Source organism: Paenibacillus sp. PastM-3, assembly GCF_029893965.1.
GTDB lineage: Bacteria > Bacillota > Bacilli > Paenibacillales > Paenibacillaceae > Paenibacillus_AQ.
Genome location: NZ_JARXXP010000012.1, coordinates 1 through 19,588 on the forward strand (window position 1 = coordinate 1; position 19,588 = coordinate 19,588).

The 19,588-nt window shown below is 49.9% G+C and carries 14 protein-coding genes and 2 rRNA genes; 12 read left to right on the forward strand and 4 right to left on the reverse strand.

Annotated features, from left to right (window positions below; translation table 11 throughout):
- A 23S ribosomal RNA gene (locus M2108_RS17260) occupies positions 1 to 95 on the forward strand; the annotation flags it as partial.
- 197 nt (positions 96 to 292) lie between these two features.
- Positions 293 to 409 (forward strand): 5S ribosomal RNA (rrf, locus tag M2108_RS17265).
- A 172-nt stretch (positions 410 to 581) separates the two neighbouring features.
- On the opposite strand, the gene M2108_RS17270 is transcribed toward rrf, so the two are convergent.
- Entirely contained in the window at positions 582 to 2,318 is a 1,737-nt protein-coding gene (locus M2108_RS17270) for a methyl-accepting chemotaxis protein (RefSeq protein ID WP_277470760.1), read from the reverse strand.
- Positions 2,319 to 3,235: 917 nt separating this feature from the next.
- On the opposite strand from M2108_RS17270, the gene M2108_RS17275 reads away from it, so the two are divergent.
- From M2108_RS17275 to M2108_RS17290, 4 genes are all read left to right on the forward strand, one after another.
- Complete coding sequence (locus M2108_RS17275; protein ID WP_277470759.1) at positions 3,236 to 4,324, forward strand: hypothetical protein; 1,089 nt, start codon at positions 3,236 to 3,238, stop codon at positions 4,322 to 4,324.
- Positions 4,325 to 4,512: 188 nt separating this feature from the next.
- Positions 4,513 to 5,814 (forward strand): hypothetical protein, encoded by a 1,302-nt coding sequence (locus M2108_RS17280; RefSeq protein WP_277470758.1) that lies wholly within the window; start codon positions 4,513 to 4,515, stop codon positions 5,812 to 5,814.
- Positions 5,798 to 7,849, forward strand: a complete 2,052-nt coding sequence (locus tag M2108_RS17285) for an McrB family protein (RefSeq protein ID WP_277470757.1) — start codon at positions 5,798 to 5,800, stop codon at positions 7,847 to 7,849. Before M2108_RS17280 ends, M2108_RS17285 begins: the two co-directional genes overlap by 17 nt.
- Positions 7,833 to 9,668 carry a hypothetical protein gene (locus M2108_RS17290; protein WP_277470756.1) on the forward strand — a complete coding sequence of 612 codons (1,836 nt, stop codon included), beginning with the start codon at positions 7,833 to 7,835 and terminating at the stop codon, positions 9,666 to 9,668. Before M2108_RS17285 ends, M2108_RS17290 begins: the two co-directional genes overlap by 17 nt.
- 224 nt (positions 9,669 to 9,892) lie before the next feature.
- Here M2108_RS17290 and M2108_RS17295 read toward each other — a convergent pair whose 3' ends face one another.
- Both M2108_RS17295 and M2108_RS17300 read right to left on the reverse strand, forming a co-directional pair.
- Positions 9,893 to 11,845 carry an ATP-dependent DNA helicase gene (locus tag M2108_RS17295; RefSeq protein WP_277470755.1) on the reverse strand — a complete coding sequence of 651 codons (1,953 nt, stop codon included), beginning with the start codon at positions 11,843 to 11,845 and terminating at the stop codon, positions 9,893 to 9,895.
- A 189-nt stretch (positions 11,846 to 12,034) separates the two neighbouring features.
- Entirely contained in the window at positions 12,035 to 12,664 is a 630-nt protein-coding gene (locus tag M2108_RS17300; protein ID WP_277470754.1) for a WD40/YVTN/BNR-like repeat-containing protein, read from the reverse strand.
- A 375-nt stretch (positions 12,665 to 13,039) separates the two neighbouring features.
- On the opposite strand from M2108_RS17300, the gene M2108_RS17305 reads away from it, so the two are divergent.
- Positions 13,040 to 13,180 (forward strand): hypothetical protein, encoded by a 141-nt coding sequence (locus M2108_RS17305; protein ID WP_277470753.1) that lies wholly within the window; start codon positions 13,040 to 13,042, stop codon positions 13,178 to 13,180.
- A gap of 52 nt (positions 13,181 to 13,232) precedes the next feature.
- The gene (locus tag M2108_RS17310; RefSeq protein WP_277470752.1) at positions 13,233 to 13,433 is read left to right on the forward strand and encodes a Rossmann-fold NAD(P)-binding domain-containing protein; all 201 of its coding nucleotides are present in this window, start codon (positions 13,233 to 13,235) and stop codon (positions 13,431 to 13,433) included.
- A gap of 15 nt (positions 13,434 to 13,448) precedes the next feature.
- Here the strand turns inward: M2108_RS17310 and M2108_RS17315 are convergent, their stop codons facing one another.
- Positions 13,449 to 14,243, reverse strand: coding sequence for a sulfite exporter TauE/SafE family protein (locus tag M2108_RS17315; protein ID WP_277470751.1), 795 nt, complete (start codon positions 14,241 to 14,243; stop codon positions 13,449 to 13,451).
- Between the two features lie 217 nt (positions 14,244 to 14,460).
- Between M2108_RS17315 and M2108_RS17320 the strand changes: the two genes are divergently transcribed.
- The 4 genes from M2108_RS17320 (at position 14,461) to M2108_RS17335 (ending at position 19,570) form a co-directional block, all read left to right on the forward strand.
- Positions 14,461 to 15,669, forward strand: a complete 1,209-nt coding sequence (locus M2108_RS17320) for a sensor histidine kinase (protein WP_277470750.1) — start codon at positions 14,461 to 14,463, stop codon at positions 15,667 to 15,669.
- Positions 15,670 to 15,675: 6 nt separating this feature from the next.
- Complete coding sequence (locus M2108_RS17325) at positions 15,676 to 16,323, forward strand: response regulator (protein WP_277470749.1); 648 nt, start codon at positions 15,676 to 15,678, stop codon at positions 16,321 to 16,323.
- Positions 16,324 to 16,419: 96 nt separating this feature from the next.
- Complete coding sequence (locus tag M2108_RS17330; protein ID WP_277470748.1) at positions 16,420 to 17,196, forward strand: NAD-dependent epimerase/dehydratase family protein; 777 nt, start codon at positions 16,420 to 16,422, stop codon at positions 17,194 to 17,196.
- A 169-nt stretch (positions 17,197 to 17,365) separates the two neighbouring features.
- On the forward strand, positions 17,366 to 19,570 hold the full coding sequence (locus tag M2108_RS17335; RefSeq protein WP_277470747.1) for an MMPL family transporter: 2,205 nt from the start codon (positions 17,366 to 17,368) through the stop codon (positions 19,568 to 19,570).
- Positions 19,571 to 19,588: the final 18 nt, after the last annotated feature.

Here is a 19,588-nt window from a genome sequence, read left to right on the forward strand (position 1 = left end):
AAGACCCCTTGAAGACGACGAGGTAGATAGGTTGGAGGTGGAAGTGCAGCAATGCATGGAGCTGACCAATACTAATCGGTCGAGGGCTTATCCAACAAACTACCCCAAAAAGTGAAGAAGAGGCTGACGAAGCCGAATCCGAATACTTTCCGGGGGCCCCGTAACAAGGGCAAACGCATCTTCGTTTCGGATTCAGTTTTCAGGTGATCAAGCCTGTAACGCAACGACATTTATTCGCACTTCTGGTGTTGAACCAAATGTCTAGCGGCAGCGTCTGTTTCACAGACGCATGTTTGGTGGCGATAGCGGAAGGGTTCCACGCGTACCCATCCCGAACACGACCGTTAAGCCTTCCAGCGCCGATGGTACTTGGACCGAAGGGTCCTGGGAGAGTAGGACGCCGCCAAGCACGAAAAAAGCATCCCTTAATGGGATGCTTTTTTGTTTTTCCCGAAGATGTCTACAATAGCATAACTCTCTCATTCACTTACTACTTACCTGCCGGGATCTCTAGACGGTTCAAGATTGAGACTTACTGCATTAGGCATTACAAAAACCGGGGATCTCTCCCCGGCTGAATGCTACACTTTGAATTTATTGATCTGTTCCTGCAGCTCTTCTGCCATCTTGGACAATGCGCCTGCAGATGTGGAAATCTCTTCCATGGAGGCCAGCTGTTCTTCTGTTGCAGCAGATACATTGTGTACTCCGCTTGATGATTCCTCAGCAATCATGGAGATCTCACTCATATACCGGACCGATTCATCCGTAGAAGCTGTCATTTCTTCCGAGCCGGCGGATACTTCTTGAATTTCACCAGCAACTTTGTTTACTACTTCTGAGATTTGCTCGAAGGCTTGACCTGCTGCAGTTACCATCTCAATTCCCGCTTCCGTTTCACTGCTGTTCACTTGTACAGCCTCTACAGCCTGGTCCGTGTCACTTTGAATGAGTTGTACCAGATCAGTGATTTTCTGTGCAGACAATGAGGATTCCTCGGCCAGTTTACGTACTTCTCCGGCCACAACCGCGAATCCCCGGCCATGCTCACCCGCACGTGCAGCTTCGATGGCCGCATTCAAGGCAAGCAGATTGGTCTGACGGGCAATATTATTAATGACCCCGGTGATACTGCCAATCTCTGCAGAGCGTTCTCCCAGCCCGGTTACCAGCTCTGTCAGTGATGCTATGGATGTACGAATAGATCCCATTTGTTCTACAGCCTGACGGACAATCCGGTTACCCTCCGCCGATTGGTTCGCTGCATCCACAGCAGAGACAGATACGCTTTGGGCCAGCTGGGCAATTTGTTCAGAACCAAGGGACATCTCGTTCATCGCCTGGGAGGAACGTTTCACTATGTTCACCTGCTCCGTTGTACCGGCCGCCAGCAGCTCGACTGTTTCAGAGATTTGCTCGGATGCTTTGGTATTCTGCTCTGCACTCGCCAGCAGCTCTTCCGAGGAAGCGGCTACCTGTTCGGAAGTCGTGGAAACAGACTGTATCATCGCACGCAGGTTGCCAGTCATGGTATTGAAGGAGGCCGCCAGTGTGCCCAGCTCATCCTTATTTTTAAGCGTAATGGTTTCACCGGTCAAATCCCCGTTTGCAATCAGCATCGCCGATGTATTCAGCTTCTGGATGGGTCTGGAGATGATGCCTGCAATGAAGAAGGCGATAAATACAGCAAGCAGCAAGGAAATAACCGTTACAGCCAATATAATATTAAAGGCTCGTTCTGCGGATACCAATGAATCAGTAGTCGCCTGCTTTGATAGCTCATTGACTAGTGTGATCAGCTGGGAAATGTTATCGTTGGCAGTAAACCATAATGGATAGGACTCCGCGTGCAGCTTGCTGGCTCCGCTGAAATCGTTAGCCATACCACGTTCGATAAATGCAGGCTTCTTAGCCAGGTAGGCATCATAATTCGTGCTGAAGGTATCGTATAAGGCCAATGCTTCAGTGTTGCCCTCAAGAAGCGAAATCAGCTGTTTGCGTTCCCCCTCAATTTTGACTTCAAGCTGCTGTAAAGACTCATTCATCTTTGCAATCTCATTAGTATCTGTTTCGACAATTATGCCAAGAGCCAGACGTTCTATGTCCGAGATATCACCGTTCATCATCCCCAGCAGGCTGACACTGGGCATTCGGCTCTGGTCAATTTCTTCCGCACTTTTGGACATATCCTGAATCTGGGATAGGGCAAACATGCTTACGAAGGCAAGCAGTGCTCCTACGACCAGAAACCCGGCCAGCAATTTCATCCGGATGGTAAGCTTCATTCTTCCCGTTACATTTCCCCATCTGTCTCTCATTTCCCCACTCCTCAACTTTGTGCAAAAAATTAATGTCTGTATAGTATATCGACACCTTTCCCTATGAATTGTAGCTATGTAAAATTGATATATTTAAATTTATTTATGACAGAATGATTTGACATTCCATCAAGCTATCAAGCATTGTATAAAAGGACATGTGCGGGAAGGCAAGTTTGAGACCCGGATTCAAATCCGCAGCAGGGATGAGCTGGGTTTATGACCGCCGTGGTCAATGCCCGTGCCAAGAACCTGGAAGCCATTATGGAATATATTGATTCTCTGGTTAAACCGGAGACCGGACGAACCTTCCGCTACGGTATTGAAGGCGTGCACTAGTGACTTCTACGAGATTTTTGAACAGCAGCAGGCAGCGTTAAAAGCTTTTTTTCTTTTCTTTCATTACGGTAGGCTCGATTTTTACAAATGCAGAGCTCTTTTATCTATTCATGGCCGGGGTCTGGCGTGATACTATTTTTTTGTTCCGTTATTCTGAAGCGATGCGAGTGGAGAGCTAATACCATGCTGAAAACCAATTTCTACGGAACCCCTTTTGAGATGGGGGAAATCCCGGAGCGGTCTTTCACGGAGGGCTTGTGATCGGCAGCGGAATGTCCGGCGGAGTCCGGAATGTGTATGCCCATAACTGCACCATCACGGGCAAGTATCGAATTTGTGAATGTGGAGCATTTGCGGGTGGAGGGCTTTAGCGTAGATTGATGCGTCTAACAAGAAGGTTCCTTTAATAGATGTTACAGTGCCCATGCCTATACGGTATGGGCTTATATATTTGAATCCTATACAAGCCGGATGAATTGTGATTGTACATAGGATGACGAATAATGGGAAATAGAGGTAAACTAAACGGGGAGCAGTTAATGTGGTATTGATATTATAATTTTAAGGAGATCAATCAAATGGCTAACTTATTTCATTTTGCAACAAAGGAATTAGCACAGGATGCCTTTCTATGCTGGGTTTTCAGGCATGCGGATAGTGAGGCTGAATCATCTGTCAGAACGATTTCAAGAAAGCTGTTGGACCAGATCATACAAAACTATAGAGAATTGAATAAGAACGATTTCGCCGCTGAATCATGGGACAGCTATACGCTTACTATTCAGCAGCAACTCAAGAATATTGATATTTTACTTACTTTTACATCTAAAATAACCGGCGGGCAGTTTCAAGTGTTGATTGAAGACAAAACCTGGAGCGACGAGAACCGGTTTGAACAGCTAGAGCACTATCTGGCAAAGCTTAAGGATATACATTCCGAAATGATAGTGATCCCGGTGTTTTTCAAAACAGGATATGTTTCGGACAAGAAACTTAACGAGCTACGTAACCGTAAAATTGTCACTGTTGTTCATCGGGATATTTGCACTCTTCTGAAGGATCATATTGATCCGCAGAATCAGATATTAGTTTCATGGTGGGAATATTTTCAGGAAACATTCTATTTGCCCATTCAGGAAGCGATTGATGTTCCTCTACAAAACGTTTTAGGATCGCCAGCACAGTGGAGATCAAACCGGCTTGCCAAAGAAATATTATTTGACCGGATAACTGACTATATTTTTAGCGGCTCAATAACAGGGCTTCTAACACAGCGGAATGTCGAGAACAAAAAGGCAGGCATCCTGCACGAATACATCCTCTATGTACCTGAATGGCGCAGACCGGAGAGGGAATTTGATATCGGTATATATTTTTCATGGGGAAACGACTTATCTTTGGATATAAAAACGATCCCATCCCCTTATCTGGTGGAAAAGAAAATGCCGGATATCCGTTTGTCCAGTTATAGAAATGCTCAAACGAACGTTAAACAGAAATTAGTTCTTCCCGAAAATTGGTCGTTAAGTCATACTTATCTTCAAATAGCTAAACTGAAGAAGAGAGAGATATCTTCATTGTCTTTAAAGGAGCTAAAGTCTAAAGTCCTGTCCGATCTATCACTAGTCACAGAGAAAATAAACCATGCCTTGGCTTCAGAAATCTAGGATTTTACTTATAGAGCATCAATGGGTAGGCCTGGCTCAAAACATCTGAGACAGGCCTATTATTTATATACCGATTTTATATAGTCAAAACTATCTATGGAGAAAAGAACATACATTCCCTGGCAAATAAGTGACTCACTGCTATGATTTAATATATACAAGAAGAAACCAACAAAAGGAGATCAACTATGGCCACAGAAGCTCAAGAAAACGTTGAAGAAACAATTGATTCAGAGGTTTGGCTGGAAATGATCTATAAGCTGCTGAGTGAAAATGAAGTGCGCCGGATGGCTGCAATCGTGCAGCCGCCAATACAAGGCTTCAAAAATCCGGTAAAGGCCCCGCCAGCCATGCTGCGCAAAAAAACAGTGGAGAAAATAAAGAAATTTACCAATCCGGTTTCCTGGATGGAGAAATGGTATGACCCCAATATAACGAAGGTAAAGGAAGCGAAAATAGATTTTGAAGAATTTTGTCATACATACAGGATCGGGGATACCGTTACTCCCGCAGAAGCTGTTGCAGTAACCGGCATATTATTCCCGGCGCTCTTTAATGAGAGTGTGGTCAAAATGCAGCAGAACATAGAAGAAAAGAAGCATCCCCTGGAAGAGCTGGGGACAAAAAAGCTGGCCTTCAAGAGGCAGCTGCAAATAAAAGCTCTGGCCTGGGAAGATCCTCCGGCATCAGATGCCGTCCGTTTTCTTATGGAAGAAGCGCTGAATCTGAATCCGGAAATAGAGGGCAGTTTGAAGGAGTGGCTCCAGGAAAAGGGCTCAGTTGAGAGCGGCGAAATTGCCTTGCTAGCTTCTACTAAAATGGGCGAAATCAGCAAATGGACGGAAGGTGAGAAGGCCGCCTTTTTTCAGATGGCTTTTCATGACAGCCAGAAGGCAGTCTGGAAAATAATGACCGACCTGCTGAAGGAAAAGGGTGATCTGGAAAGGGAAGACAAGGCCAAGGAGCGCAGGCTCAAAAGGCTGGAAAAGCTGAACACAGACAGAGAAGAGGCTGATGCTGCGCTAAAAAAGGAGATTGGCGGGCTTGAGGGCAAGCTGGCAGCTGCTGAAGCTGAACTGGAAAAGACGCGCACGTCAATGCAGGCGGAAAAGGATTCACTCATGCAGCAGCACATCTCCTTAACGCAGGCTGCCGCTGCCCGGGAATCGGATGATTTCCGGCTTGTCAAAGAGTCGGATTTTGTACTGATTACCCGTTCTGACCGGGAGGACTACGCTAACCTGCTCCCTGCAGAGCAGATTATTACGATCCGGGATACGCAGGATTTGCTGGAGCATCAACTGGAATCCGGCATTAAATATATATTTGTTCATTCCGACAGCTTTTCGTCAAAAGAGCAATTTTACCTGGATGAGCTTATAGAAGCTTATGATCGTCCCTTTAAATCGGTAAGCGGCGGCGTAAGCGCGGTAACAAGACAAATCATCTATTATTTCGAAGGAGCAATGATAAATGAAATTAACACGTGAGCTTACAAGTGACATTGATGCACGCTTGAAGAAGGCTGTTTTTGTCGGAAGATTAACAACAGAAGAAGAGCTGGCTTATTCCATGCTGGAGCCGGTGAAGGTGGACAGTTATGATTTTATTACTTTTCATCTTAAATGCCTGTCGGATCTTCCGGATGAGATTGCCCAATATTTTGCCTACCAGAACAGAATCTTCCGCGGCAGCACCCGAAGCCCCAACAATCTGCAGAAAATAAAGTCTCAGCTCGTCAACCATTTCAGCAATTTGAATCCGGAGGACCAGAGGAAAAAGCTGCAGCAAAGCCTGGAGAACAAGCTGGTGCTTTTCTCGCTGTATTCAAGCAGTACGAACCTGTTTCTGGATATTCTGAAGGTTGAAGAGGCTGATGAGCAGGCAGCAGATGAAAAATATGAAATCATCCCGGGCCCCTTATTAGGAGTGAATGAAAGAGGCGGAGACTTTGAAGAGCGTCTGAAGCAAGGAAGACCTTTTGTATTGCCGCACCACCCTGATCTTTTACGAGGCCCCTCCTTCCTTTATCTCGACAAGGTGCTGTACAGCAATCTGAAACTGAGAACATCGGGCAATCCTACTACATACTATTTGCAAAATCCGGATGAGGTCCGCTGCCTGGAGGTCTCCCATGAGTTCTTTAATAACGTGCTGATCAGACAGGCAGATCAGGCATACATTGTGACCTCCGGATATCTTGCCAGTCTGCAGAGAGAAATGAACGCTAATAGTTTCTCCTTGCATGAGGCTAAGGACAAGCGGCTTGAGCGGAAGAAAAAACAACTGCTAACAGGCACAATTGAGACGATGAATATAGAGCATGCTCCGGTAGTGAATGAACCTGCTGACGAGCCGGCTCATGTACTGACCCATGATGCGGTACAGAACTTAACGGCAGTGCGGGAAGTCAGTGAAGCTGAATTTTTAGATCACTTGGCAGATAACGCAATCTCCGAGGGGCTGTATTTTGACCAGGCGGACCTTATAAATTTACATTTGAGCTTAAAAACAAACATGCTGACGATTATCGGCGGAATGTCCGGCACTGGAAAATCACAGCTGGCGTTGTTGTATGGGGAGACGCTTGGTCTTGAGTACGGTAAGAATCTGAAAATGCTGCCGATTTCGCCCTCTTATCATGAGCCCGGGGATATATTGGGGTTCTTGAATCCGGCTACAGGTGAATACCTGGAGAGTGAAACGGGGCTTGTCAGCCTGCTGATGGAAGCAGAGGCTAATCCTGAGCAAATGTATATGTTTATTTTTGACGAGATGAATCTGGCGCAGGTTGAGCACTGGTTCAGCCCGTTTATCTCATTACTCGAAGTAGAAGCAAGCAAACGTCTGCTTCGTTTGTATCATTCGCAGAAGCAGTGTACTAATGCTTATCCGCCTGAAGTAAAGATCGCCGATAATGTCATCTTTGTGGGTACGGTGAATTTTGATGAGACGACCAAAGCCTTTTCTCACCGGCTGCTCGACCGGGCCAATATCATTACACCGCGGAAACTAAGCTTCAGAGAGGTGCACAGCATGCAGCAGGATCAAACCGCCGCTCCATATACGGCAGCTCCTGTTTCCAGAACGGTGTTCCGGGAGGGATGGATGAGGAGTCTTGACGGAAACATCTCTGATTTGACGGATGATGAGATCTCACTGATGGACGAAATTCATGAAACGATGCAGCAGGCTGACAGCCAGCTGGGAATATCCTTCAGGGTAGTCTGTGCCATTGCCCATTACATCAGTAATATTCCTGTTTTGGCTGACGGCTCGTTAGCAATAAGTAGGGAGACGGCTTTGGATATCCAGTTTAAGCAGCGGGTCTTATCCAAGATTTCCGGAATGGAAGCAACAATCGGCAGACTGGTCGGGGAATTTCATGGCGATGTTTACCAGGAAGGCGAACTGGTTCGTATTCTTCAAGCGCTGTCCAGCCAGAAAAGCTCGGCATTTGAGCAATCGCTTCAATTGTTGAAGAAAAAAGCGAAAGAGCTGACGGTACATGGTTATGCCAACTGATTTGCCGTTTCTTCTGACTTTATGGGAAGGGGAAGGTGCATCCGTCAAACGGATTCCCCTGGATAATCTTATGCTGCAGCCGGCAGACATTAGCCCTGTTCGGGTTACCGAAAATCTGCAGCTAAGTGTGGAGCTGACGAATGGCCGGGAAGATGATGAAGTTATTCTCCTGTGGGATCAATTAGTCGAACGAAATGAATCTGCGGCGGAACAACCGGTTATTTTGTCCAGGGAGCATAACAGGCATCTGTTGAACCGCAGTACTGAGGAATATCCTTGGCGTTGCGGATTATATCAGTACCGGGTTATCCATCAGGGGCTTACGTATTATGGAACCTTCGAGGTCCGGCCCAGAAACGTTGATGAAGCACAGCTGATCTCGATGCATGATACGTTGAACCAGACACTGGAAGGCCTGATCCAGGACTATCTTAAGATGAAACGGGCTGTTGCAGATACAGAAGTGCTGAAGCAATATGCGTCATGGAGATATTTTACCTGGTATGAGGGGGTCGAGAAGCAGCTGCTTCAGGCTCTGAAGGTAATTGAACTGAATCATGAAGCGGAACTGAAACAAATCTATCTGGTCGAGTCGGCCCAGCGCAGGCAAACGTTAAAGAGTGTACGCTGGGGCGCGGCAGGTCATGGAGCAAAATATGAGGGCGTTAAGACCTTAAACCGGCGTATGGAGCTGCATGCAGATTCGGAATCTAACCGTCTGATTAAATACTGGGTGCGGTCGATCCTGGCTACGATGGGACAAGTCATCACTGCGCTGCATGCAGACTACCATCTCCTTTCCTTACAGCATGACCGGCTGGAGAATATCATTGAGCAGGAGGAAAGAAGCCTCCAGGAGCTGAGACAGCGTAAAGTGGTAGCGAGGAATCATCTGGATCAAACCGCTAATACGCTTTACGGAAAAAAACAGAATCTGGCCCTACTAGCCAAGCAGCTGAGTGAACTGCAAAAGTTTGAAGAGAAGTGCAAGTATAATTACAGTACATTACGAAAAACGGTTCTATCGGTATTTTGGCGGGGAATCCAGGATCAGGCACCCCGCCGGCTGCTGCTGGGCCATCATCATGCTTATGGTGTTATTTATGAAATCTGGAAGGGTTCCGCTTCATGGAATAAGTCAGAAGGGCGTCAGGGCAAAGAGTTGCTCGTTCCTGTTGTTAAACCTACATCCCTGCTTTACGAATATTATGTGCTTTTTAAGACGATCGAAAGCTTTGGTTATCTTGGATATGAGCCTTATCATGATACGATCACTGAGCAGTTACAGCAAAATTATTATATGGGCGGCCTGCAGGAGGGGACAGCAGTGAGGCTGAAAAAGGGCAGCAGTCTCATCGTCATTACGTATGACCAGCAGGTAGAAGATGTTGACCAGATGGCCTTAACGAAACAGACCCATTTCTTTAGTTCGGATACCAGACGCAAACCGGATATCCGTATTGATTTATTTGCAGATCATTCAGCAACCAATGAAACACGTTTTGTGTCTTCTATGATCCTGGAGGTAAAGTACCGTCCTGTCCGGAATATTTATGCAGATCAGAGTTATACCGATACTATGCTGCAGATGTCGGGATACTTTATGTTCAGATATGTAAGCATGGAGCAGGGCAGAAAAAGATACGAACGGACCCCTGTGCATAATGTCCTTTGTATCTATCCTGGAGATGAGCAGCATGAGCCGCTGATGGAAACTGGCTGCGGAACGTTTCTGCAGCTATATCCGGGAGAGCATAGCAATACGGTTGGATTGGATTTGTTAGTTTATACTTTCCGGAACTGGATAACTGCAAAATGAGAAAAAAACGATCTGGACACTTATTGGGTGCTTAGATCGTTTTTTGTTTTTACGATGATTTGGCCTTCCGGGCTTAACTCAAAATATTCTGCGGATTTCTCCAGTGCTGCTCTAATGTCACTTCCAGAGACCCGCAGCACCTTCAGCGTGTTGGGATAGCATTGAGTATTTCTCTAACCGGGTCCGTGCGAAGCTGGTTAAGGGATAATGCAGCAAGCCCGGCGCTAATCCGCCGGGCTTGTCTTTTTTTGCACATTGCGCGTGATTCCCTTCGCCTTCACAAACCGCTCCAGCACCCGGAAATCCTCGGTCACTGTCTTGAACGGCAAAGCCTCAAGTACTTTGGAACGGTAGTCCTTCCGGGCGGCAGCGGACAGGCGGGAGTCAATGATGCTGAGCACACCCAGATCGGTTTCACTGCGGATCAGCCGTCCCGTACCCTGTCTCAGGCGGAGCAGCATGTCCGGTACGAAGACCTCTTTTAAAGCGTTACCGGCCATGGATGCCTTGTATTCGTATACGGGATCGGCCGGAACTGGGAAGGGCAGGCGGAACACGATCACCTGCGACAGGTCGGAGCCCTCGATATTGATCCCTTCCCAGAAGACGCCGGTGCTGAGCAGAACACCTTTGCTGGCCCGGAACTCGGCGATTACGCCATCCTGGGAGGAGCCTTCCTTCTGCATATGCAGCGCCCAGTTCAGCTTCTCCGACCGCAGCTTCTCATGCACGTACTTCATATCCTCTTTGGCCGAAAACAGCACCAGTGTCCGCCCTTCCGTTACATTGCATAGCCGGAGCATTTCCTTGTAAGCTGCTTCCAGATAATCCTTGCGGTTCTCGTGGTTGTAGTAGGGAACACTGCCCGAAATGTACATCATCGTGTGGCTGTCGTAATCAAAAGGGGAGGGCTGGCGCTCCATATAATCTCCACGGTAGCCAAGGGATTGGGTCAGATAAGCGTATTGCTCCTCCAGCGTATCGCCGCCCTGGCACATGGTTGCAGAGGTCAGGATTACGGAGGTTTTAGCATTAAATAAGGTGTGTTTGAGGAACTGGCTGATGTTTTTGGGGCAGATGCTGACTGTGGCTTCCCGCTTGTTTTTGCTTGCCCAGATCAGGTAGTTATCCTCCGCGCCGGACAGGACATCCAAAAGAGCAATGAGCCCGTTCACCGCTTCAAAAGCATTATCAATCTCCCGCTCATGCCGTGACGTTAACACCGAAAGGCTTAGACTGAATTCCTTCAGCACCTGCACTGCCCGGCTAAACGGAACCCCTTGGATCTGAGATACTTTTACCCGGTCCGTATCCTGTTTGGCGGTACGCAGCAAATCCGTTTCAACCTGCTTGAAAATGCTGCTCAGGCAGCCTTTGATAACTTTCACTTGCGTCATCAGGCTCTTATCCCTGGATTGCTTAAAAAGAATCTGCAGCGTATCATCCAGCACACGGCCGGCTCCCCGGAAGGTGAATTCGAGTGTCATGGCATCCCGGACCTTGGCCTCCAGATTATGCGCCTCGTCGATGATGATCAGGGCCGGCCGTTCGGTGATGAGCCCTTTTGTGCCTTCCTTTTTCTTGATCAGATCGCGGATCAGCAGGTCCTGGTTAACGATGATGAAGTCCATATCGCCGGCTCTGGCGTTAATTTTGGCTCTCATCTCATAGAAGGTGCATGTGCTTTTGTAGCGGCATTGTTCAAATTTACAGTCATTCACGCATACTTCAGACCATACAGCATCGCTGATGCCGCCCTGAATATCTGCCCGTTCATCTATTTCATAGTTTAGAATCTGCTCTACCAGCTTCGGCAGAGGGGAGTTTGCATCTTCAGGCTTGTTCAAGCCCCCGGCCCTGTAGCGGCAGGCGTATTGGCCCATGCCTTTGCCGACTACGGAACGCACCGTGGTAAATCCGAGCCGGCTCCCGATCACCCGCAGATCCTTATGAATCTGTTCGGAGAGCTGAATGGAGGAGGTGGCGATAATGACCGGCTGCTGCGAGATATGGTTAATCAGCAGACCGGGTATAAGGTAGGCAAAAGATTTACCGATGCCAACCCCGGCCTCGATCATCGCATTGCGTCCGCCCATATAAGCCTCCGCGATATCCAGCGACATATCCTGCTGCCCGGTCCGTTCCCTCAGGCCGATTCTGGGAAAACGGTCATACATCCGGAAAATGGCATTGACCAGAGCGGGTTCGATGTCCTTCTTCTGCTCCCGTTTCTGTAATTTATAAAGATCACTTAACCAGCTGATGACAATCGCCCCTTCTCTGTTTCAATGCGCCTCTGCCGGCAGCTTGATTATTTGGGTCAAACTGTAATTATCTCTGATAGGGGCTTGGGAGTCAAGGCTAATTCAGGAATGAGAAGACCATTTGCCGCCGTTGCTGATGCTGTATCCCCATGAATGTCCTGCATATTCCGCTGATAGGATACCCTCTGAAAGAACCCACGTTATACCTTCATACTGATCCTGTTTATGATCCAGAAATGGCTTCCAGGTGCTCCCGCCGTCACTAGTAATGTATAGCAGAGAATGAGCTTCGTCTTCAGGACGGGCGGGTAAAATTCCTAGCTTCTCTGTAAAAAATAACGGGGGATACACATAGATTTGAGAGGACTCCAAAATAGACGGAACTTCCAGCCGCTCTTCAGACCAGGTAACCCCGCCATCGGTAGTAATGAACAATCCTACCTTGCCTTCCCACGGTGCATTTGCTGTGAACCAGCCCTTCTGATCATCCACAAAAGTTAATCCCGATTTGACCCCGCCGGGCAATGTGCTGCCTTCCTGGCTGCTGTCAGCAATCTTGATCCAGGTACTGCCGCCATCCGTCGTTTTGAATAGCTCCGTATCCTCGCTGAACATTCCTTTATAGCGGTAGACAGACTTCCATCCGATCGCAGTGCTGATAAAAACGGTATCTTCCCTCACTGTTCCTTCTGAAGCATCAGACGCGGGGATATTGGTACTTCCTTCGGACACTTGGGGAGCTGCTGTATGCCTCTCTGGTGACGGTCCTGAGCATCCTGAGAAAACGAACACTATGGCTAATAACGCTGAAATGAGTTTTTTCAAGTGATAGCCCCTTTGTATAAGAATTGAGAATAACCATATTCCATGTTAACCCTTTTATTGTAGAGCTGTATTCGTCAAAATAAATTACCGCAGGAAACCACTTTGGTAAAGTGGCTTCCTGTGCCCGCCAGTTGAAATGGTCCCTCCAATACGCTATAAGATTCCTCCATCCTACCAGTTGTATTTTACGAATATAGTAAACTTTATTGCCTTGATATGTATTATTATGGAATAAAAAAAGAAAAAATCATACCGTAATATATAACCTGGGGGGAAGCCGCCTTGATTAAGCATGCAGAGAGAGTGGTTGTCTCCTATCCGATTGCGGAGCCGGTAATGGAGTTCATCAGGCATAACGAGAATATGACCTTTAAGGTAACCGATGCATCCAGCGGCTGGAGTGGTTTGAAGGCTCGGTACTGACTGGTAATGAAGAAAATATCGGGTTGATCGCGTATGCGCTGGGCGAGACTTTGTGTACTGGGCCAATAAATACAAGGATACCCCGCTGAAAATTAACACGGTGCATCCCGGACTGGTAAAAACTCGGATGGGCGGGGACAAGGCCGAGCTGACGCCGGAGGATGGCGCCAAGACAGCCTTCCGTTACGCCACTCTGCCGGCGGATGGGCCAACCGGAGGTTTCTTCTATATGGAAGACCGGCTGCCCTGGTAAGCCGGGGGCCGAATATTATTTCATTATAAGCCGGGCAGCTACAATAATCAGGAAGACCGACAGCAGCCGCAGGAGCAGCTTGGCCGGCAGGCGTTTGGCAAGCCGGGCGCCGAGCTGGCCGCCGATAATGGCGCCGGGAGCCAGGCACAGCACCATGATCCACTCGATATTGTGCAGATAGGCATGTGTAGAGGTGCTGACGATTGCCGACAGAAAGATCTGCAGCATTGAGGTGGCGACGGCAATATGCGTGGAGAAGCCGAGCAGCAGCGTCATTGTCGGCACCATAAGGCTGCCGCCGCCTACACCAAACAGGCTGGCCAGGAACCCGACAAAAAAGCTGATTGTAACGCCGGTAGGCATATGATAAGCATATTCAAACCGGCTGCCCCCGGCATCCGTAAAGCTCCGCTTGATCGTTGGATGAAACGGCAGGGTCAGGGGCTTTTTGGGCTTGAATAGAAGCAGCAGCGCAATCAGGATCAGAAAAATGCCGAAGCTGACAAAAAAGGCTCTGCCCTCCACCTGTTCAGAGAACAGTGCCCCGATTACCGAACCCGGAATGGAGGCGGCTGCGAACCAGAGCGCTGCCTGATAATCGATTCTTTTTTGCCTGGCGTATACGTAAGTGCTGGAAATGGAATTGAACAGCAGCATGGCCATTGAAGTCCCGGCCAAATGGGCGGTTGGCATATCCGGATACATAAAGGCTAATGCAGGCACGACGATAAATCCGCCGCCAAGCCCGACCAGCGAGCCGGAAATGCCGGCAGCAAGTCCGAGAAGGAATAGAAGCAGGTAAGTTAGCACTTGGCAGTTCCCTTTCTTTTGTGAAGATAATCATTATTATACTTCCCGGATTTCCGCGAAAGTAATGAATATTCTTTTGTACCCATTTTGACGCGGGAAGAATACTCAGACCGGTAATGCCCGAAAGGGCAGCCCTTTTGTACAGTACGCCGTCTGCCGGACAAGATATGATAAATAGAGTAAAGTGCTTATAATAGACCGTGGGAGGGTAGCATGTGTGAAACGGAAACGGGAGAAGCAAGTGAAGAAGGACGGAATGCTGTTAATTAATGAACTATTCGAATCCAGGCTGACGGTTTTGATCTGGGTATCGATTGTATATGTATCGGCGGTCATGATGCAGTTTATCCATGATCCGCAAATTCTGACCAGCGCGGTGTTTACAGGCGTCTTTACGGTTCATGTGCTGCTGCACTGGAATTTTTACCGGGTTCCGAACAGGCACTTCTGGCTGCATTTTGCCGTGCAGGGCATTCTGATCTATCTGTGTGCAATTCTGATGCCCCGGGGTTATCAGGCTGTGCTCATTGGACTGCTTCCGGTACTGGTTGCGCAGAGTCTGGCCTTTTCGTACCGGATCCGAAATGTTGTGATTGTTGCGGTGGTCTGCCTGATAATCTTTTTTGATGCGGCACTGACTTTAAGCGACACGGAAGAGGTGCTTTTTATTCTGCCCTTTTTCGCACTGATGCTGATCGTCGTCGTGGCTTACGCGCTGCTGTTCTTCCAGCAGGTGGAGGAGCGGCTGCGGATTCAGACCTTTCTGCGTGATCTCTCGGAAGCGCATACGAAGGTCGAGGAGCTTACGCTGGCCAATGAGCGCCAGCGGATGGCCCGTGATCTGCATGATACGCTGGCCCAGGGCGTGGCCGGGCTGATCATGCAGCTGGAAGCGGCGGATGCGCATCTGTCGCAGGGTCGTACCGAGAAGGCGCAGGAGATTACCAGAATGTCGATGACACAAGCCCGCCGGACACTGGCGGAGGCCAGGCTGGCTATTGACAATCTGCGGCTCAGGTCCGCCCCGGAGCTGGATTTCAAGGAAGCGGTGCAGGTGGAGCTGCAGCATTTCCAGGACGCGACGGGGATCGAAGCGGTTACCCGGCTTAACCTTACAAGACGGTTGTCCAGAATGATTATGGAGCACAGCCTGCATATGGTCAAGGAATGTCTGACGAATATTGCCAGGCATGCCCGGGCCGGCAAGGTATGGGTAGAGCTGTCCGATGCAGACGGACGGCTGTTCATGGAAATCCGTGACAACGGGGTTGGCTTCAGCATGAATACAATCGGCAGGGAGCCGGGCCATTACGGTCTGCTGGGCCTGCAGGAGCGGGTAAGGCTGATCGGCGGAACGATGACGGTGGACAGCAGTCCGGCAGGTACACGGATAACCATCGAAGCAGAAGTTACCGGAGGAGAGTAGACAGCAATGAATCCATATCAAATTCTGATCGTTGACGATCATTTTGTAGTCCGTCAGGGCCTGAGGCTGATCCTGGAGACCAGCGAGCAGTTTCAGATTGCCGGGGAGGCGGAGAACGGCCAGCAGGCGCTGAGCCTGGTCGATGAGCTGCAGCCGGATGTGATTCTGATGGATCTGAATATGCCGGTGATGAGCGGGCTGGAAGCGATGCAGATACTGAAAGACCGGAACAGCCGGGTGCCGGTTCTCATTCTGACGACTTACAACGAGGATGAGCTAATGGTGAAGGGTCTTGCGTTAGGGGCAAGGGGGTATCTGCTCAAGGATACGAGCCGGGAAAATCTGTTCCGGGGCATTGAATCCGCCATACGGGGAGAAACACTGCTGTCGGCGGAGATCATGGCCAAAGTGATCGCTGCAGGGGAGCAGGCCTCAACTCCGGTACCTGGCAAGGGTGAGGGCTCTCTGCTGAGCGACAAGGAGCTTCAGATTCTGAGAAGCGTCGCCCGGGGCTTCAAGAGCAAGGAAATTGCCTTTGATATGGGAATGGCCGAACGGACGGTAAAAGCGCATCTGACGAGCATTTACAATAAGCTTGGCGTGGATTCCCGGTCACAGGCGGTGGCAACGGCGCTTGAGCGCGGCATTTTATAGCCCCGGGTACCTGATTGTTTGTATAGTTTTCCGTTCCTGCGGGTAATAACTAACAGCGCAACTATCCATGAACGGCGGGAAAGGAGCTGGTTCACCGTGAAACGGAAACTGCTTGTAACAGGAGCATCAGGCAGGATAGGCAATACAATTTATCAAGGACTCAGGGAAGACGGACGGTATGACGTTATTGGAGCGGATATTGAGGAGGATGCTGAACAGGGCATTGTTCAGATGGATATTGCCGATGAAGCACGGATAGCGGAGCTGACGCGGGGTATTGATACGGTACTTCACTTTGCCTGGATCAAGGATGAAGAGGATTTCCTCGGCAAGGTGCTGCAGGGGAACGTGGCCGGAGCGTACAAGCTGTTTGAGGCTGCGGTGCAGAGCGGCGTAAAGCGGATTATCTTTGCCAGCTCCAATCATGCAACCGGATTCTATAAGACGGACGAGCAGGTTGAACCGTCTGACCCTTACCGGCCGGACAGCTTCTATGGCTTGAGTAAATGTTATATTGAGCTGCTCGGCAGGCTATACGCCGATCAGGGCAAGATTTCCTCCTTCAACATCCGCATCGGCAACTTTCCGGGTGATGACCGGCCTCATTCGGAGCGTGCGGGCCATATCTGGATTTCCGAACGCGATATGCTTCAGCTGGTTATCTGCTGCATTGAGGCGAAGGAAGAAATGCAGTATCTGAACCTGTACGGAACGTCTGCCAATAGCGATAACTATTATGATATCGCTTACCTGGAAGAGCTGATCGGGTACAAGCCGAAGGATGACGGAGCCGAGTTGCTCGGGCAGGCCAGGGCGCAGGGCCGGGAGATACGCCAGGACGAAACCGTCTACCAGGGAGGGCAAAAGGAATAAAGCAGGCATAAAGGGAAGGGGCTCCGCATGGCGGGGCCTCTTTTTTGCCGTGCCCGGCGGGCTGCCCGAAAGGGCAGGCAGACTCCGCCCCTTTGGACGATGGCGGAAGGCTGCCTGTTCTATAGGATAAGGTCATAGAGAATGATTTAGCAAAGAGGAGACGATACTGATGGCAAAATGGTTATACCGGCTGGGATTCTGGTCGGCAAAAAACCGGATCAAGGTTTTGGCCGGAAGCTTTACTCTGCTCATCGCAGCGGCTATTGTGGCCCTGTCGATGGGCGTCCATTTCGGGGAGGAGACCACGATTCCCGGACTTGCCTCACAGCAGACGCTGGAGGTCATGGAAAAGGAATTCCCCAATCCGCAGGGAGCTGCCGCCAAGACTCAGCTGGTGTTGCGGGCTCCGGAGAATAAGACGTTAACCTCGGAACCTGTACAGCAGCTGGTTAATACCAAGCTCAAGGAATTGACCGCTGATGCGGAGGTTGCTTCGGTTATAAGCCCGTATGACAACCATTCCCTGAATGCGGACAGCACGATCGGCTATGCTACCATTGCTTATAAAGTGGCGGGTGATGAGGTTACCGCTGATTCGAAGAATATGGTGGAGTGGGCTGCTGACAGCCTGCGTGACGCAGGCCTGCAGGCCGAGCTGATCGGGGACGGCTACGTGCAGATGGCTACAAGCAGTCCGACCGAAGCGCTCGGTGTGCTGCTGGCACTGGTTATCCTGGCAGTAGCATTGGGCTCAATCCTTACCGGTGTGCTGCCGGTACTGACAGCAGCCCTCGGGCTGGGCTTCGGCATTATGCTGATTATTATCGGAACGAGCCTGTTCGATGTTCCTTCGTTCGCACTATCGCTGGCCGGAATGCTGGGTCTGGCTGTAGGCATTGATTATGCCCTGTTCATTATCGCCAGATACCGCCAGCAGCTTGGCGAAGGCTATGAGAGAAGGGAAGCTATTGCTATTGCGAACGGAACAGCCGGAAGTGCGGTCGTGTTCGCCGGAGTGACGGTCATTATTGCGCTTGTAGGGTTCTCCTTTGTCGGCGTACCGTTTCTGACCGCGATGGGCATCGCAGGAGCGCTTTGTGTATTTACCGCCATCCTGATGACTATTTTCGTAGTACCGGCCATTCTGGAGCTGCTGGGCAGCCGGATTAAGCCGCCTGCGAAACGTGTCAAAGCTGCAGCAGACAAGCAAAAGGCAAAACGCGGCAATCTGTGGGGCAGATTTGTTACCGGCCGCCCTCTGGTAGCTGTAGTCCTGGGTGTAGCATTGCTGGCAACCGTTGCCCTGCCGTTCTTCCACATGGAAACCGGGCTTGGCAATGACGGGCATAAATCGCCGGATAAAACCGAGCGCCGTGCCTATGACCTTCTGTCCGAGGCTTACGGTGACGGCTACCACGGACCGCTGGTCCTTCTGGCTGAAACGGACGGCGGAGCTGAAGCGGCAGGCAATTTGAATAAAGTAATGGAAGAAGTGAAAACTTACCCTAACGTCGTTGCAGTCAACCCGCCGGTAACCGGACCGTCCGGCACCATCTCACTGATTACCGTAATGCCGGCAACAGGACCCAATGATTCGCAGACGATCGATCTGGTTCACCTGATCCGGGACAAGGCTCCGGAAATAGAGCGGCAGGATCAGGTGAAGATTGGCGTAACCGGCAGCACAGCCGTCAATATCGACATCACGCAGAAGCTTAACCAGGCTTTGCCCAAGTTTTGCCTGATCATTGTCGGCCTGGCCTTTGTTCTGCTGATGCTGGTGTTCCGCTCGATTCTGGTGCCGGTCAAAGCCGTGCTCGGATTCATCCTGTCACTCGGCGCAACCTTGGGGTTCGTTACCTATGTTGTTCAGGATGGACATTTCCAGAAGCTGTTCGGATTCCATGCAGAGGCGCCGGTATTCAATTTCCTGCCGATTATCGTAGTCGGTGTGCTGTTCGGTCTGGCGATGGATTATGAGGTTTTTCTGGTCAGCCGGATGCGTGAGGAGTTCAAGAAAAGCGGCGATGCCCGCAAATCCGTACTTGCCGGTATCCGCCACAGCGGCGGAGTGGTAACGGCAGCCGGGCTGATCATGGTCGCCGTCTTCACCGGCTTCATTCTGGCCGAGGAGCCTATGGTCAAGGTGATGGGGCTGGCGCTGGCCTTCGGGGTGCTCTTTGACGCTTTTGTCGTCCGGATGCTCATTGTCCCCGGGGTGATGACCCTGCTCGGCAAGTCTGCCTGGTATTTCCCGAAATGGCTGGACCGGCTGCTGCCCAACCTCGATGTGGAAGGTGAGGAAGTAATGAAGCAAGTGGAAATGAAGCGGCTGGAGGCAGCGGGGGAGACCCGGATTAGACGTCTTGGCTGAAAAATGGAGGTGATGCCT